Annotated in this window: 19 protein-coding genes and 1 pseudogene; 13 read left to right on the top strand and 7 right to left on the bottom strand. The window is 67.2% G+C overall.

All coding sequences use genetic code 11. The annotated features are described in order from the left end of the window. Positions 1–125 precede the first annotated feature (125 nt). Complete coding sequence (locus ACFPU0_RS24290; protein WP_377695844.1) at positions 126–4988, bottom strand: NAD-glutamate dehydrogenase; 4863 nt, start codon at positions 4986–4988, stop codon at positions 126–128. Positions 4989–5586: 598 nt separating this feature from the next. Between ACFPU0_RS24290 and ACFPU0_RS24285 the strand changes: the two genes are divergently transcribed. The 11 genes from ACFPU0_RS24285 to ACFPU0_RS24235 all read left to right on the top strand — a co-directional run bounded on the left by ACFPU0_RS24285 (position 5587) and on the right by ACFPU0_RS24235 (position 18147). Beyond that, positions 5587–6546 carry an AAA family ATPase gene (locus ACFPU0_RS24285; RefSeq protein WP_377695843.1) on the top strand — a complete coding sequence of 320 codons (960 nt, stop codon included), beginning with the start codon at positions 5587–5589 and terminating at the stop codon, positions 6544–6546. Positions 6547–6668: 122 nt separating this feature from the next. Continuing rightward, entirely contained in the window at positions 6669–7547 is an 879-nt protein-coding gene (locus ACFPU0_RS24280; RefSeq protein WP_377695934.1) for a DUF58 domain-containing protein, read from the top strand. Beyond that, positions 7544–8035: a DUF4381 domain-containing protein gene (locus ACFPU0_RS24275; protein ID WP_377695842.1), complete on the top strand. Its 492-nt coding sequence runs from the start codon at positions 7544–7546 to the stop codon at positions 8033–8035. The genes ACFPU0_RS24280 and ACFPU0_RS24275 overlap by 4 nt, the downstream gene beginning before the upstream one ends. Beyond that, positions 8028–9047 (top strand): vWA domain-containing protein, encoded by a 1020-nt coding sequence (locus ACFPU0_RS24270; protein ID WP_377695841.1) that lies wholly within the window; start codon positions 8028–8030, stop codon positions 9045–9047. Before ACFPU0_RS24275 ends, ACFPU0_RS24270 begins: the two co-directional genes overlap by 8 nt. Next, a complete protein-coding gene (locus tag ACFPU0_RS24265) occupies positions 9044–10765 on the top strand; it encodes a VWA domain-containing protein (RefSeq protein ID WP_377695840.1) in 1722 nt (573 codons plus the stop codon). Before ACFPU0_RS24270 ends, ACFPU0_RS24265 begins: the two co-directional genes overlap by 4 nt. Further along, positions 10765–12405, top strand: a complete 1641-nt coding sequence (locus ACFPU0_RS24260; RefSeq protein WP_377695839.1) for a BatD family protein — start codon at positions 10765–10767, stop codon at positions 12403–12405. The genes ACFPU0_RS24265 and ACFPU0_RS24260 overlap by 1 nt, the downstream gene beginning before the upstream one ends. Positions 12406–12600: 195 nt before the next feature. After that, entirely contained in the window at positions 12601–13752 is a 1152-nt protein-coding gene (gene ydcS / locus ACFPU0_RS24255; RefSeq protein WP_377695838.1) for a putative ABC transporter substrate-binding protein YdcS, read from the top strand. 159 nt (positions 13753–13911) lie between these two features. Beyond that, a complete protein-coding gene (locus ACFPU0_RS24250; protein WP_377695837.1) occupies positions 13912–14922 on the top strand; it encodes an ABC transporter ATP-binding protein in 1011 nt (336 codons plus the stop codon). Positions 14923–14925: 3 nt separating this feature from the next. Continuing rightward, on the top strand, positions 14926–15864 hold the full coding sequence (locus ACFPU0_RS24245; RefSeq protein ID WP_377695836.1) for an ABC transporter permease: 939 nt from the start codon (positions 14926–14928) through the stop codon (positions 15862–15864). After that, the gene (locus ACFPU0_RS24240; RefSeq protein WP_377695835.1) at positions 15854–16660 is read left to right on the top strand and encodes an ABC transporter permease; all 807 of its coding nucleotides are present in this window, start codon (positions 15854–15856) and stop codon (positions 16658–16660) included. Before ACFPU0_RS24245 ends, ACFPU0_RS24240 begins: the two co-directional genes overlap by 11 nt. 62 nt (positions 16661–16722) lie before the next feature. Beyond that, on the top strand, positions 16723–18147 hold the full coding sequence (locus tag ACFPU0_RS24235; RefSeq protein WP_377695834.1) for a gamma-aminobutyraldehyde dehydrogenase: 1425 nt from the start codon (positions 16723–16725) through the stop codon (positions 18145–18147). Positions 18148–18270: 123 nt separating this feature from the next. On the opposite strand, the gene ACFPU0_RS24230 is transcribed toward ACFPU0_RS24235, so the two are convergent. The 5 genes and pseudogenes from ACFPU0_RS24230 to ACFPU0_RS24210 all read right to left on the bottom strand — a co-directional run bounded on the left by ACFPU0_RS24230 (position 18271) and on the right by ACFPU0_RS24210 (position 22605). Next, positions 18271–18978 carry a type 1 glutamine amidotransferase gene (locus tag ACFPU0_RS24230; protein WP_377695833.1) on the bottom strand — a complete coding sequence of 236 codons (708 nt, stop codon included), beginning with the start codon at positions 18976–18978 and terminating at the stop codon, positions 18271–18273. Positions 18979–19149: 171 nt separating this feature from the next. Next, positions 19150–19491 (bottom strand): ribonuclease E inhibitor RraB, encoded by a 342-nt coding sequence (locus tag ACFPU0_RS24225; RefSeq protein ID WP_377695832.1) that lies wholly within the window; start codon positions 19489–19491, stop codon positions 19150–19152. A 434-nt stretch (positions 19492–19925) separates the two neighbouring features. Continuing rightward, a pseudogene (locus tag ACFPU0_RS24220) lies at positions 19926–20189 on the bottom strand (short-chain dehydrogenase); the annotation flags it as partial. Positions 20190–20213: 24 nt separating this feature from the next. Further along, positions 20214–21152 (bottom strand): alpha/beta hydrolase, encoded by a 939-nt coding sequence (locus tag ACFPU0_RS24215; RefSeq protein WP_377695831.1) that lies wholly within the window; start codon positions 21150–21152, stop codon positions 20214–20216. Then, positions 21136–22605 (bottom strand): flavin-containing monooxygenase, encoded by a 1470-nt coding sequence (locus tag ACFPU0_RS24210; RefSeq protein WP_377695830.1) that lies wholly within the window; start codon positions 22603–22605, stop codon positions 21136–21138. Before ACFPU0_RS24210 ends, ACFPU0_RS24215 begins: the two co-directional genes overlap by 17 nt. A 138-nt stretch (positions 22606–22743) precedes the next feature. On the opposite strand from ACFPU0_RS24210, the gene ACFPU0_RS24205 reads away from it, so the two are divergent. Next, positions 22744–23772 (top strand): AraC family transcriptional regulator, encoded by a 1029-nt coding sequence (locus tag ACFPU0_RS24205; RefSeq protein WP_377695829.1) that lies wholly within the window; start codon positions 22744–22746, stop codon positions 23770–23772. A gap of 20 nt (positions 23773–23792) precedes the next feature. On the opposite strand, the gene ACFPU0_RS24200 is transcribed toward ACFPU0_RS24205, so the two are convergent. Further along, a complete protein-coding gene (locus ACFPU0_RS24200; protein ID WP_377695828.1) occupies positions 23793–24071 on the bottom strand; it encodes a hypothetical protein in 279 nt (92 codons plus the stop codon). 186 nt (positions 24072–24257) lie between these two features. Between ACFPU0_RS24200 and ACFPU0_RS24195 the strand changes: the two genes are divergently transcribed. Next, entirely contained in the window at positions 24258–25283 is a 1026-nt protein-coding gene (locus ACFPU0_RS24195; protein WP_377695827.1) for a patatin-like phospholipase family protein, read from the top strand. Positions 25284–25395: the final 112 nt, after the last annotated feature.

The raw sequence follows: 25395 nt of genomic DNA, 5'->3' as shown, positions 1-25395 counted from the left end.
GGGCTGCTAGAAAGGCGGGCAGGTAAAGCGTCCCGGTTGGAAGCCGGGTTGTCCCCAGGCAATCACAAAAAAAGCCCCGCACAAGGCGGGGCTGAGAGCACTAAACACTTACATGGCCAGAAGCATCAGGGAATGCACACCCCGTGCTGGCCGCTCTGGGCCAGGTCCATGAGTTCGCGGTTGGCCACGGCGTACATGGCGTAGTCGGTGGTGGTGGTGGCGCGCAGTTCCACCAGCATGGCCTTCCAGCGCTCCACCAGGGCACGGTGCTGGTCGAGCCAGTAGGCCACGCGTTCCTCGATGTCCGCCGGGCCTTCGTTCATCTGCAGGACGGAGATGGTGATCGCCCGCTGTTGCCAGTCCAGGTCGTCGCGGAAGGCCTCCCGCGCCAGGGCCTGCCAGTTGTTCTCCACCGGCAGGCTGGTGATCTGCTGCAGGTACCAGGACAGGTCCAGCGCACCGCCGACGGCGAAATAGGCGGTAGCGACTTCCGTGGTGTCCTTGCCGGTGACGTCCGAGGCTTCGATGATCGGCAACAGCGTATAGAGGTGGGTGGTCCCCGCCACCACGCGAGCCAGGTCTTCCGGCGCGCCGGTTTCCACGTAGGACTGGTAGCGCGCCAGCCACTGCTCGCGAGACGGGCCCTCCAGCAACTCGTCGAGGCGGCCGGCCAGGGCCTCCACGCGCGGACCGAAGTGGTTCACGTCACGGGCGGCGTTCTGGTCTTCGCGGCGGCTGCGCAGGAACCAGCGGGTGGCACGGCGGCCCAGGCGCATCAGCTCGTCCATCAGGGTCAGCTGCAGTTCGGCCGGCACCTTGTAGTCCAGTGCCTCGATCTGCTGCCACCAGTGCGGCAGGCGGAATACGTCACGCACCACGACATAGGCGCCGGCCACATTGGCCGCGCTCATGCCGGTGGACTCCTTCAGGCGCTGCACGAAGGTGATGCCCATGTGGTTGACCAGGTCGTTGGCGATCTGGGTGCTGATGATCTCGCGCTTCAGGCGGTGGCGGCGCATGGACTCGCCGAAAGTCTCGGCCAGCCGCGCCGGGAAGGCGGTTTCCATCTCCTGGGCGAGGTAGTCGTCGTCCGGCACCAGGGATTTGAGCAGCGATTCCTTGAGATCGATCTTGCTGTAGGAGATCAGTACCGACAGCTCCGGACGGGTCAGGCCCTGGCCGCCGGCGATGCGCTCGTTCAGCTCCTCGTCGGACGGCAGGAACTCCAGGCCACGGTCCAGCTTGCCGGCCGCTTCCAGGGCGGCGATCAGGCGCTTGTATTCGCCGATCTTCTCCCGGGCGCGGCGTTGCGCCAGGGACAGCGCCTGGGTCTGCTTGTAGTTGTTGCCCAACACCAGGTTGCCGACGTCGTCGGTCATCTCGGCGAGCAGCTTGTTGCGCTGTTTGCCGGTCATGTCGCCGGCGCCCACGATCTCGTTGAGCAGGATCTTGATGTTGACCTCATGGTCCGAGCAGTCCACGCCGCCGGCGTTGTCGATGAAGTCGGTGTTGCTGGCGCCGCCATTGAGGCAGTACTCCACACGGCCCAGCTGGGTCATGCCGAGGTTGCCGCCCTCGCCCACCACCTTGGCGCGCAGTTCGCGGCCGTCCACGCGCAGGGCGTCGTTGGCCTTGTCGCCGACGTCGGCGTGGCTTTCGCTGCTGGCCTTGACGTAGGTGCCGATGCCGCCGTTCCAGAGCAGGTCCACCGGCGCTTTCAGCAGGGCATGGAGCAGTTCGGTGGGGGTCAGCTTGTCGGCTTCGATCTCGAAGCGCTGCTGCATCTGCGGGCTGATGGTGATGCTCTTGGCGCTGCGCAGGAAGATGCCGCCGCCCTCGGAGATCAGCTTGGCGTCGTAGTCGGCCCAGGAAGAGCGCGGCAGGTTGAACAGGCGCTGGCGCTCATGGAAGCTGGAGGCCGCGTCCGGATTCGGGTCGATGAAGATGTGCATGTGGTTGAAGGCGGCCACTAGCTGCAGCTTGTCCGACAGCAGCATGCCGTTGCCGAACACGTCGCCGGCCATGTCGCCGATGCCGATCACGGTGAAGTGGTCCTTCTGCACATCGATGCCGCGCTCACGGAAGTGACGCTGCACCGATACCCAGCCGCCCTTGGCGGTGATGCCCATGCCCTTGTGGTCGTAGCCGGCCGAACCGCCGGAGGCGAAGGCGTCGCCCAGCCAGAAGCCGTACTCCTGGGCAATGCCGTTGGCGATATCGGAGAAGGTCGCGGTGCCCTTGTCGGCCGCCACCACCAGGTAGGGATCGTCGGGGTCGTGGCGCACCACGTTGGCCGGCGGCACCACCTTGCCTTCCTTGAGGTTGTCGGTGACGTCCAGCAGGCCCGAAATGAACAGGCGGTAGCAGGCGATGGCCTCGGCCTGGACCTCGTCACGGCTGCCGCCCACCGGCAGGCGACGCGGGATGAAACCACCCTTGGCGCCCATGGGCACGATCACCGCGTTCTTCACCTGCTGCGCCTTGACCAGGCCCAGCACTTCGGTGCGGAAGTCTTCCTCGCGGTCCGACCAGCGCAGGCCGCCGCGGGCCACGTCGCCGAAGCGCAGGTGCACGCCTTCCACTCGCGGGCAATAGACGAAGATCTCGAACTTGGGTACCGGCCGCGGGATCTCGGGGATCAGGCGCGGGCTCAGCTTGAAGCTGAAGTAGGACTTGCTCTGGCCAGCGGCGTCCGTCTGGTAGAAGTTGGTGCGCAGGGTCGCCTTGATCAGGTCCAGGTAGCGCCGCAGGATGCGGTCTTCGTTGAGCACGGCGACGTTGTCCAGTTCGCCGAGGATGGCCTGCTCCAGCTTCTGCTGCTTGTCTTCCAGGTCATCCCCCGCCAGCTTGCGCGCCAGGTAGAAGCGGGTCTTGAACAGGCGCACCAGCTCCTTGGCGATATTGGCGTGGTTCAGCAGGGTGCTGGCGATGTAGGACAGGTCGAAGCCCAGGCGGATCTGCTTCAGGTAGCGGGCGTAGGCGCGCAGCAGGGCGACGTCGCGCCAGGGCATGGCGGCGGTCAGCACCAGGCGGTTGAAGGCGTCGTTCTCGGCATGGCCGTCGACGATGTGGACGAAGGCGTCCTGCAGGGTGTCGTTCAGCTGCTGGATGTCGACTTCCTGGCCCAGGGCGCTGGTGAAGGCGAAATCGTGGATCCAGTACTGGCGGCCGTCCTGGCGCACCAGGCGGTAGGGGAACTCACCCAGCACGCGCAGGCCGAGGTTTTCCAGGATCGGTAGCACGTCGGACAGGGCCAGCGGGGTATCGGCGTGGTACAGCTTGCAGTGCAGCTGCTGCTCGCCCTGGGCCAGCGGCTGGTAGAAGCTCATCACCAGCGGGCGCTCGTCGGACAGGCTGTACAGATGCTGCATGTCCACCACCGCCGAGTGCGGGGCGAAGCGCTCGCGGTAGCCGGCCGGGAAGCCTTTCGGGAAGTCGGCCAGCACGCGGGTGCCCTGGCCTTCGCCGAAGCTTTCGTTGATCAGGGCGGCATAGTCGTCCTTCCAGGAGCGGCAGGCCTGGATGACCTCTTTCTCCAGCAACGCGATATCGACTGACAGCTTGTTCTTCGGGTCCAGGCGCAGGATGAACTGCACGCGCGCCAGCACCGATTCGGAGAAGAAGGTCCAGAATTCGCAGTCGCTGGCCTGCAGGCGCTCCATCAGGATCTGCTGGATCTTCAGGCGCGTCTCGGTGGAATAGACGTCACGCGGCACGTAGGCCAGGGCATAGGCGAAGCGGCCGTAGGGGTCGCGGCGCAGGAACAGGCGGATCTTGTTGCGTTCCTGCATCTGCACGATGGCCATGGCCGTGGAGAACAGGTCGTCCACCGGGGTCTGGAACAGGTCGTCGCGCGGCAGCACTTCCAGGACCTGGGCCAGTTCCTTGCCGAGGTGGGCCTTGGCATCGAATCCGGAACGGCGCTGGATCTCCGCCACCTTGCGACGGATGTAGGGAATCCGCACCACGCTTTCGGCGTACACGGCGGAGGTGTAGAGGCCCATGAAGCGGCACTCCCTGATCACCTTGCCCTTGGCGTCCAGCTCGCGGATCGACACGAAGTCCGGGTAGGCCGGACGGTGCACACGGCTCGGCTCGGCGGCCTTGGCGAAGGACAGCAGCATCGGCTCGCGCAGGTAGGTCACGGCCTCCGACTCGATGTGCAGGTCTTCCTTCTTCAGCCCGGCACGGCGCAGCCTGGAAATGCCCAGCAGGGATTTCTCGTCGTAGACCATGTGGCCGCCGCTCTTCTCTTCGGCCACGGTGAACTCTTCATAGCCGAGGAAGGTGAAGTGGTCATCCAGCAGCCACTCCATGAACACCTTCACCTCGGCCAGCTCCTCGACATCGACCTTGAGCTTGGCCTTGTCCAGCCAGGCCAGCAGTTCCTGGGCCTTGGCCTTCATCGGCTTGAAGTCGGCCACGGCCACGCGGACATCGCCCAGCACTTCCAGCAGGGCCTTCTCCAGGGTCTTCATGGCGCCGACGTTGGCGCAGCGGTCGATCTCCAGGAACATCAGGGACTCATGGTGCACGTCCTTGCCCTGGGTACCCTTGGGCAGGACTTCCACCAGATCGCCCTTGGCGTTGCGGCGCACACTGATCACGTTGTTCTGCAGGGTGTGGATGCTGTAGCCGCGGCGATTCAGCTCCATGCGCACCGAGTCCACCAGGAAGGGGATGTCCGGGTGCAGCACTTCCACCGCGGTGTGGGTGGACTGCCAGCCGTGCTTCTCGTAATCGGGGTTGAACACCCGGACTTCCGGGTTGGCGGCGTCGAAGCGCTCCACCAGACGCCAGGACGACAGGGTGCAACCGACCAGGTCGGACAGCCGGCGCTGGGTCAGTTCGTCGAGCGCGATGATGCCGAAGAATTGTTCGGCGAACAGGGCTACTTGTGGCAATGCCTTTTCGCTGACGTGCTGCGCCAGGGCCGCTTGCAGTTGGTGCTGGAAGTCGGCTTTGCTGGCTGCGGTGAAGGACGTCATGGTTGTGCTCCGCTAGGCTCGTTTTGTTGGGGTTAAGCGTAGAACGCCTAATAAGCGGAGAAAGGGCCACAGGTCGTTCCGGGCAGTGTGGCCCCGCTCCGGGCGAACGCCGGGGGGACAACTGCGACCCGGCGGTCACCATTGCCGCGAAAGCTTAACGAGGGAGAAAGGCGATGCGCTTACGGCGCTGCGACATATTCGTTCAAGCAGCGCCCTGTCAGGCTGGCGAGCGCGCGTGCGGGCTCGTTTGTAGGGTGCGCTGCGCGCACCGATTCCGGGATCAGCTTCGGCACCACGTCAAACCGCCGGTGCGCACGGCGCACCCTACCGGATCGGCTTCATCCTGCCAGCCTGGGTATTCGAATCGTCACAGGCAGAGCCGCTGACTCATGACCACGTCCCAAGGACGTGGTTTCCCAAGTTCAAACGAATCCGCTGCCACAAGCGCTGTGTAAGCCCCGTGTAAACCCTGCCCCCGTCACGGAACCAATGCCCGGATTCAGGCTCTTCTAGGCCGCTTCCCCTGGTCTGGATTAAAGTTATGCCCCATCACCGGAGGGCTTATGGCTCTCTCCTCAATAGTTCAACGAGTCCATCGATGGAACACCGTGACGCGCTAGTCGCCCTGCGAAACTTCCTATCCACCCAGATTCTCGGCCAGGAAAAGCTCATCGACCGCTTGCTGGTCGCCCTGCTCGCCGACGGCCACCTGCTGGTGGAGGGCGCGCCGGGCCTTGCCAAGACCAAGGCCATCAAGGACCTGGCGGACGGGGTGGAGGCGCAATTCCATCGCATCCAGTTCACTCCTGACCTGCTGCCAGCGGACATCACCGGCACCGAGATCTATCGTCCGGAGAACGGCAGTTTCGTCTTCCAGCAGGGGCCGATCTTCCACAACCTGGTGCTGGCGGACGAGATCAATCGCGCGCCGGCCAAGGTGCAGTCCGCGCTGCTGGAGGCCATGGCCGAGCGCCAGGTGTCGATCGGGCGCTCCACCTACGCCCTGCCGCCGCTGTTCCTGGTCATGGCGACCCAGAACCCCATCGAGCAGGAGGGCACCTACCCCCTGCCCGAAGCCCAGCTCGACCGTTTCCTCATGCACGTGCGCATCGGCTACCCGGACGCCTCCGTGGAGCGCAAGATCCTCCAGCAGGCCCGCGGCGAGGCGCTGCACGGCGAGACCCGCGCCGAACACCAGGTCAGCCAGCAGGCGATCTTCGCCGCGCGCAAGGAAATCCTCGGCCTCTATATGGCCGAAGCCGTGGAGGAATACCTGGTGCACCTGGTCATGGCCACCCGCACCCCCGCCAAGTTCGACAACGAGCTGGCCGACTGGCTGGCCTGGGGCGCCAGCCCCCGCGGTTCCATCGCCCTGGACCGCTGCGCCCGCGCCCACGCCTGGATGGCCGGCCGCGACTTCGTCAGCCCCGAGGACATCCAGGCGGTGCTCTTCGACGTGCTGCGCCATCGCCTGATCCTCTCCTTCGAGGCGGAAGCCGCCGGCATCGACCAGGACCGGGTGATCCAGCGCATCCTGGATGTGGTGGCGGTGGCCTGATGCGCCTGAAAGCGGCGGCCTGGAAGTTCCGGGTCCGGAAACGCCGTCCGGCGACGCCCGGTTCCACCCCGCCCGTGGCCAGTGCGGAAGGGGTTCATGTGGACCTCGCCGAGCTGATCGACATGCGCCACCGGGTGCGCGAGGTGCAGATCTTCTCCAGCCCGGCCCGGCGCAGCCCGCTGATCGGCCTGCACCATTCCAAGCTGCGCGGACGCGGCGTGGACTTCGACCAGGTGCGGGTCTACCAGGCCGGCGACGACGTGCGCACCATCGACTGGCGCGTCACGGCACGGACCCAGGAGCCTCACACCAAGCTGTTCCACGAGGAGCGCGAACGGCCGGTGTTCATCATGGTCGAGCAGAGTCAGCGGCTGTTCTTCGGCACCGGGCTGGTGTTCAAGTCGGTGCTCGCCGCCCAGGCCGCCAGCCTGATCGGCTGGGCCGCTCTGGCCCACAACGACCGCGTCGGCGGCCTGGTGTTCAGCGACCAGGACCACCACGAGATCAAGCCCCGGCGCAGCAAGCAGAGCCTGCTCCAGCTGCTCAGCCGGCTGGCCCGCGCCAACCAGGCCCTCGGCAGCCCGGTGGCGGCCCATCGGGAAGGCTTCAGCCTGGCCCTGCGCCGCGCCCGCGAGGTGCTGCGCCCGGGCAGCCTGGTGGTGATCCTCTGCGACGAACGCACGCTTTCCGATACCGCTGAACAACAGATCGCCCTGCTGGCCCGCCACACCGACCTGATCCTGTTGCCGGTCTCCGATCCCCTGGACCATGCCCTGCCCGCCGCCGGCCTGCTGCGCTTCGCCGAGCAAGGTGCGCAGCTGGAGCTGGACACCCACGCCAGCGACCTGCGCCAGGCCTACCGCGAGATGGGCGAAGCCCGCAGCGCGCGCTGGGAACGCCTGGCCCAACGGCTCGGCGTATTGCTGCTGCCGCTCTCCACCCAGGAGGGCATGATCGAGCAATTGCGCGACTACCTGCAGCACAAGGGCGGCACACGATGACTCCGCTGGACGGCCTGGAACCGCTGATCGCCCCGGCGGCCATCGCCTGGTGGCCACCCGCCCCCGGCTGGTGGTGCCTGCCGCCGCTCCTCGGGCTGCTGGCCTGGGCGTCGTGGTACGGCTGGCGCCGCCGCACGGGCCGGGTCACGGCCGAGCCCGAACAGCCGCTCGACCCGTTGCGCCAGGCCGCCCTCGAGGAACTGGCGCGCCTGCCCAAACCCTACGACGGTGCACCGGCCGGCCCCTGGCTGCAGGAACTCAACGGCCTGCTCAAGCGCCTGTGCCGCATGCACTACCCCGACGACCGGAGCCATACCCTGAGCGGCCGCGCCTGGCTCGCCTACCTCGACAACCGCTGCCCGGCCGCAGGCCTGACGCGCTGGATGATCCTGGTGGAGGGCGCCTACCGCCCGCAATGCAAGCTGGACGACAAGGCCATCAGCAGCCTCTACCAGTCCGTCGAGACCTGGATTCGCAAGCATGTTTGAGTTCACCTGGCCCTGGGTCTTCGTCCTCGTCCCGCTGCCCTGGGTGCTGCGCTTGCTGCTACCGCCGGCGGACAGCGGCGAGGCGGCCCTGAACGTGAGCTTCCTCGCCGACCTCGAAGGCCTGGTGGGCCGCCGCGCCCGTGCCAACTTGCCGGCCTGGCGCCAGCAGGCCCCCTTCGCCCTGCTCTGGCTGCTGCTGCTCTGCGCCGCCGCGCGGCCGGAGTGGGTCGGCGAGCCGCAGCCCATGCCCACCAGCGGCCGTGACCTGCTGCTGGCGGTGGATGTATCCGGCTCCATGGATTACGCCGACATGCAGTGGGAAGACGAGGACGTCAGCCGCCTGACCCTGGTCAAGCACCTGATGGGCGACTTCATCGAAGGCCGCCAGGGCGATCGCATCGGCCTGATCCTCTTCGGCAGCCAGGCCTACGTGCAGGCGCCGCTGACCTTCGACCGCCAGACCGTGCGCACCTGGCTGGACGAGGCGCTGATCGGCATCGCCGGCAAGAACACCGCCATCGGTGACGCCATCGGCCTGGCGGTGAAACGCCTGCGCCAGCGTCCGGCCAACAGCCGCGTGCTGGTGCTGGTCACCGACGGCGCCAACACCGGCGGCGAGATCGACCCGCTGACGGCCGCTCGCCTCGCCGCCGAGGAGAAGGTGAAGATCTACACCATCGGCATCGGCGCCGACCCGCAGCAAGGCGACGTGCTGGGCATCCTCGGCCTCAACCCGAGCATGGACCTGGACGAACCCACCCTCACCGCCATCGCCGAGCAGACCGGCGGCCGCTATTTCCGCGCCCGCAGCAGCAAGGAGCTGGCGGCGATCGAGGATACCCTCGACAGCCTGGAGCCGGTGACCCAGCGCGCCAGCCAGGCGCGTCCGGCCTACGCCCTCTATAGCTGGCCCCTGGCCGGCGCCCTGCTGCTGAGCCTCGTCCTGGTGTGCCGCGTGCTCTGGCCCAACGCCTTGCAGCAGCGTCCACAATGGCTGCGGAGGCGCCCATGATCGATCTCTGGCCCCACTGGCTTCGCCCCACCTGGCTACTGCTGCTGCCGCTGCTGGGCTGGCTGCTCTGGCAGCTCTGGCACCGCGAACGCCGCAGCGGCCGCTGGGAGCAGTTGCTGCCCCGTGCATTCCAGCCCTGGCTGCTGATCGGCGGTAGGCGCCGCGGTACCCGCCTGCCCCTGCTCGCCCTGGGCCTGGCCTGGCTGCTTGGCCTGCTGGCCCTGCTCGGCCCCAGTTGGCAGCAGATGGAACAGAGCACCCAGAAGCGAGCCGACCCGCTGGTGGTGATGCTGGAGCTGACGCCCTCGATGCTCGCCACCGATATCGCCCCGAGCCGCCTGGAACAGGCCAAGCGCAAGCTCCGTGACCTGCTGGAAGCCCGCCGCGACGCACAGACGGCGATAGTGGTCTATGCCGGCAGCGCCCACAGCCTGGTGCCACTGTCCGATGACCTGATGACCAGCCTCAACCTGATCGACTCCCTCAAGCCCTCGATCATGCCGCAGACCGGCCAGCGCGCCGACCTCGCGGTGGCCAAGGCCCTGGGCCTGCTGGAGCAGGGTGCCCAGGGCCAGGGGCGCCTGCTGCTGGTCACCAGCGGCCTCGACGCGCAGGAACAGGCCGGTATCCGCCAGGCCCTCGGCTCGCGCAGCGAACGCCTGGTCATCCTCGGCGTCGGTACCGCCGCCGGTGCCCCCATCGCCCAGGAAGACGGCGGCTTCCTCAAGGACGACCAGGGCGCCATCCTCCTGCCCAAGCTCGACAGCGCCCAGCTGCGCCGCTTCACCGCCGACCTTGGCGGGCGCTATGCCAGCGTCCAGCTGGACGAAGGCGACCTCCTCCGCCTTGGCCTGCTCGATGGTCCGCGCACCCTGCGAGAGGGCGGCGAAATCGCCCGCCTGGCCGCCTGGGCCGACCAGGGCCACTGGCTATTGCTACCACTGCTGCTGATCGCCGCCTGCGCCGGCCGCCGCGGCTGGCTGTTCTGCCTGCCGCTGCTGCTGATACTGCCGCGCCCCAGCCTCGCCCTGGAATTCGAAGACCTCTGGCTGCGGCCGGACCAGCAGGGCCAGCGCCTGCTGGAGGCCCAGCGCCCGGCCGAAGCCGCGAGGAAATTCAGCGACCCGCGCTGGCAGGGCATGGCGCTCTACCAGGCCGGCGACTACGCCGAAGCCGCCGCCCGCTTCGCCCAGGGCGACAGCGCGGCGGACCACTACAACCGGGGTAACGCCCTGGCTCGGGCCGGTGAGCTGGAAGCGGCCATCGACGCCTACGACTCGGCCCTGGCACGCCAGCCCGACCTGGAGGCGGCGAAGAAGAACAAGGCGCTGCTGGAAGCCCTGCTGCGCCAGCGGGCGGCCGAGGCGCAAGCCGGCGATCCGGATCAGCGCGGCGACGACCAGCAAGGGTCGGCCGAGGGCGGCGAACAGAAATCGGCGCAACAACGGGCCGGCGAGCAGAACGCCAGCGAAGAGGCCATGCAACAGGGCAATGGCGAGGCCGGGCAGAATGGCTCGACCCAGCCCGGCACCGGCGGCACGGCCGAAGAGGCCACGCCCCGGGACGCCACGCAAACCCGCACCGCCAGCACCGAGCCCCTGGGCGACGAGCGTCGCCAGGCCCTGGAGCAATGGCTCCGGCGGATACCGGACGACCCCGCCGAGCTGCTGCGCCGCAAGTTCTGGTACGAACAGCAACAGCGCCAGGAAGAACAATGATGACGCGCCTGCTATGCACCCTCCTCCTCAGCCTGCTGGCACTGGCCGCCCAGGCCGCCGGTTTCACCGCCGCCGTCGACCGTACCCGCCTGAGCGAGGGCGAGACGGTCGAGCTGACCCTCGAGTCCTCCGACCCGACCTTGTTCGGCAAGCCCGACCTGACGCCGCTGAATGCGCAGTTCGAAGTGCTCGGGACGCGTCAGATCAACCAGCTCGGCACCTTCAACGGCCACAACGACCGTGCCACCCGCTGGATCATCACCCTGCAGCCGAAGCAGATCGGCTTCGTCACCATTCCGGCGCTGAAGCTGGGCGATGTGCACAGCGCCCCCATCACCCTGCATGTGCAGAAGGCGGAAAAGTCCGGCAGCGGCAACCTGGCGCCGGTGTTCATCGACGCCAGCCTCGACCAGGACAGCGTCTACGTGCAGGCCCAGGCCATCCTCACCCTGCGCATCTACCACTCCGTCTCGCTCTACGACGACAGCAGCCTCAGCCCGTTGCAGATGGATGATGCCGTGGTCCAGCAACTGGGCGATCCACGCACCTACGAAAAGGAAATCAACGGGGTGCGCCACGGCGTGATCGAAGTGCGCTACGCCCTCTTCCCGCAGAAGAGCGGCGTGCTGAACATCCCGCCGCAAGTCTTCAGCGCGACCCTGGTCGACCCCGGCAACCAGAACGGCTACCAGCCCTTCGGCCCCAGGCCGGGCAAGCTGACGCGGGTCAATTCGCCGCGCATTCCCCTGAGGGTCAAACCCAAACCCGCCGACTACCCGGCCGACGCGCCCTGGCTACCGGCGCGCAACCTGACCCTGACCGAATCCTGGAGCCCCGACCCCGAGGCGGTGCAAAGCGGCGACTCGCTGACCCGCAGCCTGCTGCTCCAGGTGGAGGGCCTGTCCAGTACGCAGATCCCGCCCCTGCCGGCGACCCGGTCCAACGGCCTGCGGCGCTATCCCGACCAGCCGCAGCTGGACAACAAGATCGACGAGCGCGGCCTGATCGGCAGCCGGGAAGAGCGCGAGGCCCTGGTGCCCACCAGCAGCGGCCGCCTGGAATTGCCGACGGTGAGCATCGTCTGGTGGAACACCCGCGACGATCGCCTGGAACGCAGCGAAATTCCGGCACGCAGCCTGGAAGTGGCAAGCAATCCGGAGCTGGAAGCCAGCACCAGGCCGGCCGATGGCGCACCGGTCGGCGCTGCCACCAACCAGGCCCGGCTCTGGCCCTGGCAGCTGGCCAGCGCCCTGCTCGCCTGCACCACGCTGCTGGGCTTCGGCCTCTGGTGGCGCGCCCGGCGCCAACCGGCGATCCTGCCCACCGTCCAGGCCGGGCCGAGCCCACGCACGCTGCTGGACGACCTGCGCCGCGCCTGCCAATCCAATGACCCCCACGCCACCCGCCAGGCCCTGGACAACTGGGCGCGCCAACAGCCGGAAACCCTCGCCGACATGGCCGCCCGCTTCGTGCCCCTGTCCGACGCCATGGATGGACTCAATGGCGCGCTGTACAGCGAAACCGGCCAGCAGTGGCAGGGCGAGGACCTGTGGAAGGCCATCCGCGCTCTGCCCGCGCCCCAGGCGCAGCAGCAGACGGCAACCGAGCCGAGCCAGCTGCCTCCGCTGTATCCGCGTTGAGGTTGCAGCGCCCTCGCTGATTCCCGCCGGACTCCGGCGGGGGCCACGGCCCCCTTCCTTGTCAGCCCCAAGGCCCCGAACTACGCTGCTCAATGCGAGCAGCGGCCGTACATTTCGGCTCGCTTTGACCGCACTGCCAACGGCTTGCAGTTCCGCCGAACAGGCTCCGCCCGTCATGTACAACAGGAGTCGACAATGCCTTCGCTCAAACCCGCATTCCTCTCGTTCGCCGTCAGTTGCGCCTGCCTCATCGCCTCCGCCGAGGCCGCCGAACCGCTGAAGCAGATCGGTGACGGCGAAGGCCAGCTCGATATCATCGCCTGGCCCGGCTATATCGAGCGCGGCGAGTCGGACAAGAACTACGACTGGGTCACCCAGTTCGAGAAAGACACCGGCTGCAAGGTCAACGTGAAGACCGCCGCCACCTCCGACGAGATGGTCAGCCTGATGGCCAAGGGTGGCTACGACCTGGTCACCGCCTCCGGCGACGCCTCCCTGCGGCTGATCTTCGGCAAGCGGGTGCAGCCGATCAACACGGCCCTCGTGCCGAAGTGGAATACCCTCGACGAGCGCCTGCAGGACGCCCCCTGGCACACGGTGAACGGCCAGCACTATGGCACCCCCTACCAGTGGGGCCCGAACCTGCTGATGTACAACACCAAGCTGTACAAGCAGGCGCCGGATAGCTGGGCGGTGGTCTTCGAGCAGCAGGACCTGGCTGACGGCAAGTCCAACAAGGGACGTGTCCAGGCCTACGACGGCCCCATCTATATCGCCGATGCCGCGCTGTACCTGAAGTCCGCCAAGCCGGAGCTGGGTATCGACGACCCCTACCAGCTGACCGAGGAGCAGTACGCCGCCGCGCTCGACCTGCTGCGCAAGCAGCACAGCCTGGTGCACCGCTACTGGCATGACGCGACCGTGCAGATGAGCGACTTCAAGAACGAGGGCGTGGCCGCCTCCAGCACCTGGGGCTACATGGCCAACACCCTGAAGGCGGAAAAGCAGCCGGTGGAAACCGTGTTCCCGAAGGAAGGGGTCACCGGCTGGGCCGACACCACCATGCTGCACGTGGACGCCAAACACCCGAACTGCGCCTACAAGTGGATGAACTGGTCCCTGGAACCCAAGGTTCAGGGTGACCTGGCCGCCTGGTTCGGTTCCCTGCCGGTGGTGGCCAAGGCTTGCACCAGCAGCGAACTCCTCGGCCCCGGCGGTTGCGCCACCAACGGCTACGACCAGTTCGACAAGATCGCCTTCTGGAAGACCCCGCAGGCCGAGGGCGGCAAGTTCGTGCCCTACAGCCGCTGGACCCAGGACTACATCGCGATCATGGGTGGCAGGTAGCGCACCGATCTCTCCCCAGACATCACCCCTCTCCCTGAAGGGAGAGGGGGCTGGTCCGAATCACCCTGAAACACCGAGCGGCTGAAGTTGCCCTCACCCGAACGCGGCCCGCCCAGCCCTCCCCCGGAGGGAGAGGGAGCCGCAAACCCGGAGCCACGCATGACCACAGCCGTCCAGTTCACCGATGTCTGCCGCCACTACGGCGACGTGAAGGCGGTGGACCGGGTGTCCATCGAAATCCGCGACGGCGAGTTCTTCTCCATGCTCGGCCCCTCGGGCTCGGGCAAGACCACCTGCCTGCGGCTGATCGCCGGTTTCGAGCAACCCACCTCGGGCTCCATCCGCATCCACGGCGAGGAAGCCGCCGGCCTGCCACCCTACGAGCGCGACGTGAATACGGTGTTCCAGGACTACGCCCTGTTCCCGCACATGAACGTGCGCGACAACGTCGCCTACGGGCTGAAGGTCAAGGGCGTGGCGAAAGCCGAGCGCCTCAACCGCGCCGAGGATGCCTTAGGGATGGTCGCCCTGCCCGGCTACGGCGAGCGCAAGCCGGCCCAGCTCTCCGGCGGCCAGCGCCAGCGCGTGGCCCTGGCCCGCGCGCTGATCAACCGCCCGCGCGTGCTGCTGCTGGACGAGCCCCTGGGCGCCCTCGACCTCAAGCTGCGCGAGCAGATGCAGGTGGAACTGAAGAAGCTGCAGCGCCAGCTGGGCATCACCTTCATCTTCGTCACCCACGACCAGGGCGAGGCGCTGTCCATGTCCGACCGGGTGGCGGTATTCAACAAGGGCCGCATCGAGCAGGTGGACAGCCCGCAGAACCTCTACCGCCAGCCGCGTACCCGTTTCGTCGCCGAATTCGTCGGCACCGCCAACGTGCTCCACGGCGACCTGGCCCAGCGCCTCACCGGCAACGCCGGCGCCTTCTCCCTGCGCCCGGAACACGTACGTTTCGGCAGCGCGAGCGATGGTGAGCTGCAGGTCAGCGGCACGGTGCATGACGTGCAGTACCTGGGCGCCAGCAGCCGTTACGAACTCAATCTCGACGGCGGCGGCCGCCTGGCGGTGAGCCTGCCCAACGGCGAGCAGGCGGACAGCGCGCGCCCGCAACCCGGCCAGCAGGTGCAGGCCTGCTGGGCCCGCAGCGCGATGATCGCGCTCAGCGAGTAGGCCATGAACACCGTCCTCGCCAGCCAGCAGAGCGGCCCCCTGCGCGGGCTCTCCAACCTGCTCTACCGTCGCTCCACGCTCTATCTGGCGCTGCTGCTGACCCCGCCCCTGCTCTGGTTCGGCGTGGTCTACGTGGGCTCCCTGTTCGCCCTGCTCTGGCAGAGCTTCTACACCTTCGACGACTTCACCATGGCGGTAACGCCGGAGCTGACCCTGGCCAACTACGCCGCCCTGTTCAACCCGGCCAACTACGACATCATCCTGCGCACCCTGACCATGGCCATAGCCGTGAGCCTGGCCAGTGCGGTGCTGGCCTTCCCCATCGCCTACTACATGGCGCGCTATGCCTCGCCGCGGGAAAAGGCCTTCTTCTATATCGCCGTGATGCTACCCATGTGGGCCAGCTACATCGTCAAGGCCTACGCCTGGACGGTGATCCTGGCCAAGGGCGGAATCTTCTACTGGCTGATCCAGCAGCTACACCTGGAGGGCCTGCTGGGCAGCCTGCTGACCCTGCCCGGGCTGGGCGGCAACACCCTGTCCACCTCGCACCTGGGGCGCTTCCTGGTGTTCACCTACATCTGGCTGCCCTTCATGATCCTGCCGATCCAGGCTTCCCTGGAGCGCCTGCCGCCCTCGCTGTTGCAGGCCTCGGCGGACCTCGGCGCCAGACCACGGCAAACCTTCGCCCAGGTCATCCTGCCGCTGGCCTTTCCCGGCGTGGTGGCCGGCTCCATCTTCACCTTCAGCCTGACCCTGGGGGACTTCATCATCCCGCAGCTGGTGGGGCCCAGCGGTCTGTTCATCGGCACCATGGTCTACGTGCAGCAGGGCTCGGTGGGCAATATCCCGCTGGCGGCGGCCTTCACCCTGGTGCCCATCGTGCTGATCGCCATCTACCTGTCCATCGCCAAGCGGCTGGGGGCCTTCGATGCGCTTTGAACGAGCCTCATGGAGCCTGCGCCTGGCCGCCTGGAGCGGGCTGCTGTTCCTGCACTTCCCGATCCTGGTGATCCTGCTCTACGCCTTCAATACCGAGGAGTCGGCCTACAGCTTCCCGCTCAGGGGCTTCACCCTGGAGTGGTTCGCCGTGGTGGGCAGCCGAGCGGACGTGCTGCAGGCCATCGTCCTGTCGCTGAAGGTCGCCTGCCTGGCCACCGCCCTGGCCATGGTGCTTGGCACCCTGGCCGCCGCCGCGCTGTACCGGCGCGATTTCTTCGGCAAGGAGAGCATCACCCTGATGCTGATCCTGCCCATCGCGCTGCCCGGCATCATCACCGGCATCGCCCTGCTCTCGGCCTTCAAGACCCTCGGCATCGAGCCCGGCATCTTCACCATAGTGGTGGGCCACGCCACCTTCTGCGTGGTGATCGTCTACAACAACGTGATCGCGCGCTTCCGCCGCACCTCCCACAACCTGATCGAAGCCTCCATGGACCTGGGCGCCGACGGCTGGCAGACCTTCCGCTACATCATCCTGCCGAACATCGCCACCGCCCTCCTGGCCGGCGGCATGCTGGCCTTCGCGCTGTCCTTCGACGAGATCATCGTCACCACCTTCACCGCCGGCCACGAACAGACCCTGCCCCTCTGGCTGCTCAGCCAACTCAGCCGCCCGCGCGACGTCCCGGTGACCAACGTGGTGGCCCTGCTGGTAATGCTCGCCACCATGCTGCCCATCCTCGGCGCCTACTACCTGACACGGGGCACCGAGTCGGTGGCGGGGGGTGGGAAGTAGCCCTTCTCCCCTCTCCCTAACCCTCTCCCAGAGGGAGAGGGAACAAAAGCGAGGCCCCCACCATGCAAACCAAACTACTGATCAATGGCCAGTTCACCGCCGGCGAAGGCGAAGCTCTGGACGTGCTCAACCCGGCCACAGGCGGGGTGCTGGTGAGCATCCCCGAGGCCAGCGAAGCCCAGGTGGACGCCGCCGTGCGCGCCGCCGATGCGGCCTTCGAAGGCTGGGCACGGACCTCGCCGAGGGACCGCGCCACCCTGCTGCTGAAGCTGGCGGACAGGATCGAAGGCCATGCCGAAGAGCTGGCGAAACTGGAATCGGACAACTGCGGCAAGCCCTACGCCGCCGCCCTCAACGACGAGCTGCCGGCCGTCGCCGACGTGTTCCGCTTCTTCGCCGGCGCCAGCCGCTGCCTCACCGGCTCGGCCGCCGGGGAGTACCTGCCGGGCTTCACCTCGATGATCCGCCGCGACCCGGTGGGGGTGATCGCCTCCATCGCGCCCTGGAACTACCCGCTGATGATGGCGGCCTGGAAGCTCGGCCCGGCGCTCGCCGCCGGCAACACCGTGGTGCTCAAGCCCTCCGAGCAGACCCCGCTGACCGCCTTGCGCCTGGCTGAATTCATCGCCGAGCTTCTACCGCCCGGGGTGGTCAACGTCGTCCTCGGCCGCGGCCCGACCGTGGGCAGCCCGCTGGTGTCGCACCCGTTGGTGCGCATGGTGTCCCTGACCGGTTCGGTGGGCACCGGCAAGGCCATCATCCGCAGTGCCGCCGAGAGTGTGAAACGCACCCACATGGAGCTGGGCGGCAAGGCGCCGGTGATCGTCTTCGACGACGCCGACCTGGCCGACGTGGTGGCCGGCATCCGCACCTTCGGCTTCTACAATGCCGGGCAGGACTGCACGGCGGCCTGCCGAATCTACGCCGGCAAGAAGATCTACGACAACTTCGTGGCCGACCTGGCCAGCGCGGTCTCCAGCCTCAAGACCGGCCTGCAGAACGACCCGGCCACCGAGCTCGGCCCGCTGATCAGCCAGAGCCAGCGCGAACGGGTGGCCGGCTTCGTCGAACGCGCCCGTGGCCTGCCGCATATCCAGATCGCCACCGGTGGCAAGCCGGTGGCCGGCAGCGGCTTCTTCTACGAGCCCACGGTAGTGGCCCATGCGAAACAGGATGACGAGATAGTGCGGCGGGAAGTGTTCGGCCCGGTGGTGACGGTCACGCCCTTCAGCGACGTGGACGAGGCGGTGCACTGGGCCAACGACTCCGACTACGGCCTGGCCTCATCGGTCTGGACCCGCGACGTCGGCCGCGCCGCCGCCGTCGCGTCGCGCCTGCAGTACGGCTGCACCTGGATCAATACCCACTTCATGCTGACCAACGAGATGCCCCATGGCGGTTTCAAGCAGTCCGGCTACGGCAAGGACCTGTCCATGTACGGCCTGGAGGACTACACCGTGGTACGGCATGTGATGATCCGGCATTGACCGCCAGCGGAGACAAATCCTGTAGGGGCGAATTCATTCGCCAGGCAGGCCGCAGGTCTGCCTCTGGACGTCCGAGGGGGCAGCTGCGCTGCCCTTGGCGAATGAATTCGCCCCTACAAATCCTCAACCAAACGCCAGCGCCAGCCAGCGGCGATAGAACCCCTCGGCCACCTGGTTCAGCGCCGCCACCCGGGCCGGCAGGTCCTCGAGCATGCGCGCCCTGGCCTGCTGGCTGGGCTGGGTCTCGTCCAGCAGGTGGGCCCAGTCGGTCAACCAGAGGCGCACCAGGTCCTCGGTCATTTCCGGATGGCCTTGCAGGGCCAGCACCTTGTCGCCCCAGGAGAAGCCCTGGTTGGGGCACCAGGGGCTGTTCATCAGCCATTGCGCGCCTTCCGGCAGGTCGAAGGTATCGCTGTGCCACTGGTAGATGGCGAATTCCTGCGGCAGATGCGCCAGCCAGGGGTTGTCGGTGGCCAGGGCGCGTTTCTCCAGCGGCTGCCAGCCGATCTCGGTGTAGGGCATGCGGTGCACCGCGGCGCCAAGGGCGCGGGCCAACAGCTGGCCGCCCAGGCAATGGCCGATCATGGGCACATCGCGGGCCAGGAAATGTCGCAAGGCATCCAGCTCCGCGCCGATCCACGGCAACGGATCATTGACGCTCATGGGCCCGCCCATGATGGCCACGGCCCTGGGCCGCTCCAGGTCGTAGCCCGCCAGTTCGCCCAGATCCGCGCGCAGCACGGTGAAGTCGCGCTGCTCGCGATCCAGGACGCTCGCCAGGTAGCCGGGCGAGCAGAAGTCGGCGTGGGTAAGAATCAGGATATCGGTCATGGGGTCCCCTCCGTTGGCGGAGTCTGCGGCAAAGCCCATGCCGAGGTCGAGTAAAGGAAGTGCAGATTCTTGCGGGGAATGCGGACTGCGGAAGGAGGAGGAAAAACCAGCCGGGGAATTGTCCGGAATGCCCGGTTCGCGGCGGATCTGCCGCCACGAACCGAGCCTGTCTCAAGGTCGCGTGACAGACACTTCCTGGGTCACGCCCCAACCATCGAGCACGCCGCCAAGCGGCACCACCAGGGCTTCCAGGTCATGCTCGAAATCACCGATTCCCGCGTGGGTGGCGTACATCACCTTGCTCACCTGCAGGTGCCAGGCCCCATCGGCGCGGACCGACACCTGTGCGTTCAAGGACTCACCACGAAAATTCTTCGCTGCCATTCGTGCCCGGTCCTCGTCGGGAAAAATGGCATAGAACTCGATCGGATGGACACGGGCAAAATCGAAACCGCCCTCTTTCATGCGGCGCAACAGATTGCTGCTGACATCATCGTGGAAGGCTGTGCTCATGAAACGACCTCCTCTTAGCGATGGATGAGAGTTCCGCGTTTTTCCGCTTTTCCGAGAAGCCGATGGAGTCGGCTCCGCGACACCATGCGGTGCCGCCCCCGGGCCGACCCTGCAGACACAGCGCCAAGCCCTGGCCGGGCCCCGCGCGGACCCGGCCATTGACTCACTCGTCAAGTGACCTTTTTCAGCTTTCATTTTGCAGGGTAGCGCCACCACGGCGGGTCTGCCGGAAAGCTGGACAAATTGTCGCAAAAGTGGCGACAGGCGGCTCTCAGGCCTGATCCGCCAAAATATTGGCCTTGCGCCCGGCCAGACCGCCTCCAGCCCTGTAGGGGGATAGCGCTTTTCTATCCACCAGCGAGGCCGGCCGAGACGCCCATGGTGGAAATCCCCAAAGGGATTTTCACCCTACAAGGCTGGGCAATGACCGAGGGTCAAGCCCCGCTCAACAGTTTCATGATCCCCCGGTTCCCCCAGGCCGGCGAAACCTGCCCCGCGCCGTACATCAGGCGGAACAGCCAGCTCACCGGCCGATGCACCGCGCCCTGGGCCTGTTGCCAGGCCGCACGGGCGATGTCCTCGGCATCCAGCTTCATCCCGAGGCGGTGCAATACCGGCGTTTCGAAGCGCTGGCCGCTGACCATGGGCATGCGCACGAAGGGCGGCATCAGGTCGCCGACGCGGATGCCGTGGCGGCGCCGGTAATCAGGATGTTGTCCACCTCAGGCTTCCTCCTCCACGTGCCGACAGATGAAGTCCGCCGCGCTGGCCAGGGCCTGGTCGGCCGTGCGCAGTACCCCGGTGTGGGCCTGGAACACATGCCAGAGTCCCGGATAACGTTCCAGCCGCACCCAGCCACCCGCCGCGCGCACCCGTGCGGCCAGGCGCAGGCTGTCGTCGCGCAGCACCTCGTCCTCGGCCACCTGCACCAGCATGGGGGCGAGACCGGCAAGGTCGGCGAACAGTGGCGACAACGCCGGATCGCGCCGATCCAGGCCGGGAGGGCAATAAAGCGCCATCGCCTGATCCACCCAGGCCGGGTGGATCAGCGGGTCGCCCGCCGGCGGGCAGTGCTGCGCCGTGCCACTGAGGTCGGTTACCGGCGAGAAGCAGATCAGCCCCGCCGGCCGGGGCAGGTCCTGGCGCTTGATTTCCAATGCGGCAAGGAGCGTCAGGTTACCCCCCGCCGAGTCGCCGCCAATGACGATGCGCGAGGCCGGGTAACCCGCCTCCAACAGCTCGCGGTAGGCCGCGGCGGCATCATCCCGCGCGGCGGGAAAGGGGTGCTCCGGCGCCAGCCGGTAGTCCAGCGCGCACACCGCCACACCGGCACGCTTGGCCAGGCCGGCGGTGATGGCCCGATGGGTGGCCGGCGAACCGGTGATGAAGGCACCACCATGCAGGTAGAGCAGCACCACATGGCTGCCACCCCGGGGCCGGTGCCACTCGCAGGGGCGGCCGGCCAGTTGCCCGTCTTCCCGCAGCAGGCCACGGGGCGCCAGGGTGCCGGCAGTGAGGAGACGCAACACCAACCGCTGCAGCGTGACCGGCATCGGCGGGCGCATCAGACCACGGAACAGCAGGCGCAGGGCGCCGCGCAGGGTCGCGCGCAACCACGGCTGGCCAGGCTCGGGCGCAGTGAACTCAAGGGGTGCATTCATAGTGATCCAGTTCCAGGCGACGGGTCTGTTGACGGTAGCTGAAGGTGAATCCCGGCCAGTTGTTGGTATTGCGGCCGTCAGCGGTCTTGTACCAACTGGTGCAACCCTGCTCCCAGATGGTGTGGCGCACGTCCTGCTGCAGCCGCTGGTTGAAACTGCGCTGCACCTCGGGTTTCAGGTCGAGCAAGCGTAGACCGCCGAGCGCGCGGATGCCGTCCAGCACATAGGGGTACTGGCTTTCCAGCATGTAGATGATGGAGCTGTGCCCCAGGTTGGTATTGGGTCCGTAGAGGATGAAGAGGTTGGGAAAGCCGCTGACGCTGACCCCGAGATACGCCTCGGCGCCTTCGCGCCAGGCCTGGTTCAGGTCGCGCCCGCCGAGCCCGCGGATGCTCATGGGGGCGAGGAAGTCGGTGGCGGCGAAGCCGGTGCCGAGAATGATGGCGTCCACCTCGTGGCGCTGGCCGTCATGGGTCACCACCGCGTCTGCGGTGACCTCCCGTATGCCACGGTCGATCACCTCCACATTGGGCCGCGCCAGCGCCGGATAGAAGTCATTGGAAATCAGGATGCGCTTGCAGCCCAACGGGTAGTCCGGCAGCAGGCGCCGGCGCAGGTCCGGGTCGGCGATGCCGCGCGCCAGGTGCCGGTGGAAGCGCAGGCGCATCAGCTTCATCAGCGGCGGGAACACCGAGAAGGCCAGCACCCTTGACTCGTGCTGGATGTACTTGAGCAAGCGGTCGGCCTTCTGCAGCCCCGGCAGGCGTCGCATCAGCGCCAGCTCCCAGGCACGGTAGGCGCGATCCGGCTTGGGGATCACGTAGGCGGCCGAACGCTGGAACAGGGACAGCCGCGCCACCTTGGGGGCGATCTGCGGGACGAACTGGATAGCGCTGGCGCCGGTGCCGATGACCGCCACCCGCTTGCCCTCCAAGGGGTAGTCGTGGTTCCAGCGAGCCGAATGGAACAGCTCGCCCCGGAATCCGTCCAGGCCGGGAATGCGCGGCCAGGCCGGACGGTTCAGCTGGCCGCAGGCACTGACCAGGGCCCGGGCCCGAATGCACTCACCGCTGCGGGTCCGAACCTGCCAGGTACCACTGGACTCATCGAACTCGGCTCCCGCCACCTCGCAGCCGAAACGGATATGCCGGCGCAGGCCGTACTTGTCGGCACAGTGGCGCTGATAGGCGAAGATCTCCGCCTGGGGCGCGTACTTGCGCGACCAGTCGGTCTTGGGTTCGAAGGAAAAGGAATACAGGTGCGAAGGCACATCGCAGGCTGCGCCCGGATAGCTGTTGTCGCGCCAGGTGCCGCCTACTTCGCAGCCCTTCTCCAGGATCAGGAAGTCGTGGATGCCGGCCTTCTGCAACTGGATGGCCAGGCCCAGGCCGCCAAAGCCGGCGCCGATGATCAGCACGTGCTGGGTCGCGCCGGGCTGGGAATTGTCGATCATTGTTGTCTCCCATTGGTGATGCCGCGCGGGCTCGCGGCCTGTGCGGATGGGAGAATGCTAGTTCTGCCGATAGCCGCGCGTTATGGCATAGTCGGACAGCAAATTGTGAGTTTCGGACAACCCAGCGCAGGCTCCCCCATGCCCGGCCTCGAACCCCGCCCGCCCCGGCGCAGCGCCATCAGCGTGCAATTGATGACCCAGTTCGGCCTCGAACAGGGTCTTGGCCTGGAGCAATGCCTGGCCGGTACCGGGCTGGACTGGCGCCTGCTCGGCGACCCCGGCGCGGAAGTGGACGCCGGCCAGGAACTGGGGCTGCTGCGCAACCTCGCCCGGCATCTTGGCCAGCGCCCCGGCATGGGCTTGCAGGTCGGCCGGTGTTACCGCCTCCACACCTATGGCATCTGGGGCTTCGCCCTGCTCAGCAGCGCCACCTACCGTAGCGCGGTGCAACTGGGGTTGCGCTACCTGGACCTGACCTACGCCTTCCACAGCATGCGCCTGGAGGAACAGGGCGACGAGGCCTGGCTGACCCTCGAGGGCCGGGACCTGCCCGAGGACCTGCGCGTGTTCCTGCTGGAACGGGATGTCGCCGGTGCCCTCAGCGTGCATCGCGACCTGCTGAACACCGAAATGCCCGTGCGCCAGGCGCGCTTCCGCATCGCCGAGCCTGCCGACGTCACGCCCTGGCGCGAGCTGCTGGGCGTGACGCCGGACTTCGGCGCCAGTGACAACCGCATCGCCTTCGCCCGCGCCCTGCTCGACATGCCCCTGCCCGGTGCCAATCCGCAGGTGGCGCTGCACTGCGAGGAACAATGCCGGACCATCCTCGCCCGTCGCCGGGAACGTGTCGGTTTCGCCGGGCGCGTCCGCGACCTGCTGCTGGCACGACCGGGGCAATTGCCTGACATGGAACGGCTGGCGCAGGCACTGCACATGACCTCGCGCACCCTGCGCCGCCGGCTGGACGCCGAAGGCACGAGCTTTCGACAGTTACAGGAAGAAGTGCTGGGGGCGCTGGCCGAGGAACTGCTGGGTTCCACCGGCCTGCGCCTGGAGGAGATCGCCGAGCGCCTGGGCTATGGCGAAGTGTCGAACTTCATCCATGCCTTCAAGCGCTGGAAAGGCATGACACCCCATCAGTATCGGCTGACCACCCGAGAAGCCTGATGGCCTCGCGGGCACGGACATCAGCGCCCGGCGCGGGACTCGCGGATGTAGAAACGGGCCTTTTCGGCCTTCTTGGTGCAGCCCTCGAAGGCTTCGAACTGCTGTTGCGTCTTGGCAGCCGTGAGCAGGCTGAGGGCCTTGGAGTAGCTGACGGTGCCGGAGAATCCTTCGGCCTTGGCCAGGTCCAGTTCCTGCCAGGCGGCATCGAGTTCCGTGGCGCAACTGTCGCGATAGGCGGTCTTGCCAGCGCAACCGACGAGCAACAGGGTAATCAGGGGCAGGTTGATCCAGGCTTTCATCAATAAGGCTCCTTTGCTGAAGATCGACAAAGTCTAGTGTGTCGATGGACGGTCCGGTACCCGGAGGCTCCAACTCCGCGGACTGGTCGGCACTGCCGACGACCGGTGCAGGCGCTGGGCCACTCGGCTTGGCGCGGCTCCCGCCACGGGCGTATCGTCGAAACATCGTTGGCGGGGGAATTCCGAATGGGCAAGCGTGTGGCTTTAGTGCTGGGTTCGGGAGGCGCGCGGGGCTACGCGCACATCGGCGTGATCGAGGAAATCGAGGCGCGCGGCTATGACATCGCCTGTATCGCCGGTTGTTCCATGGGCGCCGTGGTGGGCGGCATCTATGCCGCCGGCAAGCTGCGTCACTACCGGGACTGGACCGAAAGCCTCGACTATCTCGATGTGCTGCGCCTGTTGGACGTGAGCTTTCGCCTCGGCGCGATTCGTGGCGAGAAGGTCTTCGGGCGCATTCGCGACATCGTCGGCGAGGTGAACATCGAAGACTTGCCCATCCCCTACACGGCGGTCGCCACCGACCTCACCAACCAGCAGGAAATCTGGTTCCAGGAGGGCTGCCTGCACCAGGCCATGCGCGCCTCGGCGGCCATTCCCAGCCTCTTCACCCCGGTGGTCCAGGGCAGCCGCATGCTGGTGGATGGCGGCCTGCTCAACCCGTTGCCGATCATTCCGGTGGTGTCCAGCCACTGCGACCTGATCATCGCCGTCAACCTCAACGCCACCACCCAGCGCGAGTACCAGTTGCCGGTGATCGAACGCCCGCCGGCGATCAAGGGCCGCATCGACCTGTTGATGGCCTCCCTCGGCTCGCGCCTGCCCTTCCTCAAGCGTGGCGGCGACGAGCCCCACGGCCTGCTCGACCCGGAAAGCCTGCCCGGCGGCAACCCCTGGCTGGAAGCCGCGGCACCGCAGACTCAACAGCTGGCGGCCGCCCCGGAAACCGATGGCGCCCCCAGGTCCGCCAGCGGCTCGCAGGTGATCGCCAGCGTCGGCCCGGCGTCCCTGCTGGACCTGGTGAACCAGAGCTTCGAGGTGATGCAGACCTCCCTCGCCCAATACAAGATCGCCGGTTATCCGCCGGACATCCTGATCAACGTGCCCAAGCGCGTGTGCCGCTTCTTCGAGTTCTACAAGGCTCCGGAGCTGATCCAACTGGGCCGGCAGATCGCCCACGAGACCCTGGAGCGCTACGAGCAGGGGAATTGAGGGGCGGTACAGATCGTTGTGGGGGCGAATTCATTCGCTAACCGGACCGAAGGTTCGGCCGGCGAGGCCTCATGGGGCAGCTTCGCTGCCCTCAGCGAATGAATTCGCCCCC

Origin of the sequence: Pseudomonas sp. GCM10022186, from assembly GCF_042656385.1 — a bacterium.
Taxonomy (GTDB): Bacteria; Pseudomonadota; Gammaproteobacteria; order Pseudomonadales; family Pseudomonadaceae; genus Metapseudomonas.
The sequence above is the reverse complement of the archived record's forward strand: the minus strand, read 5'-3'. Positions and strand labels throughout refer to the sequence as shown.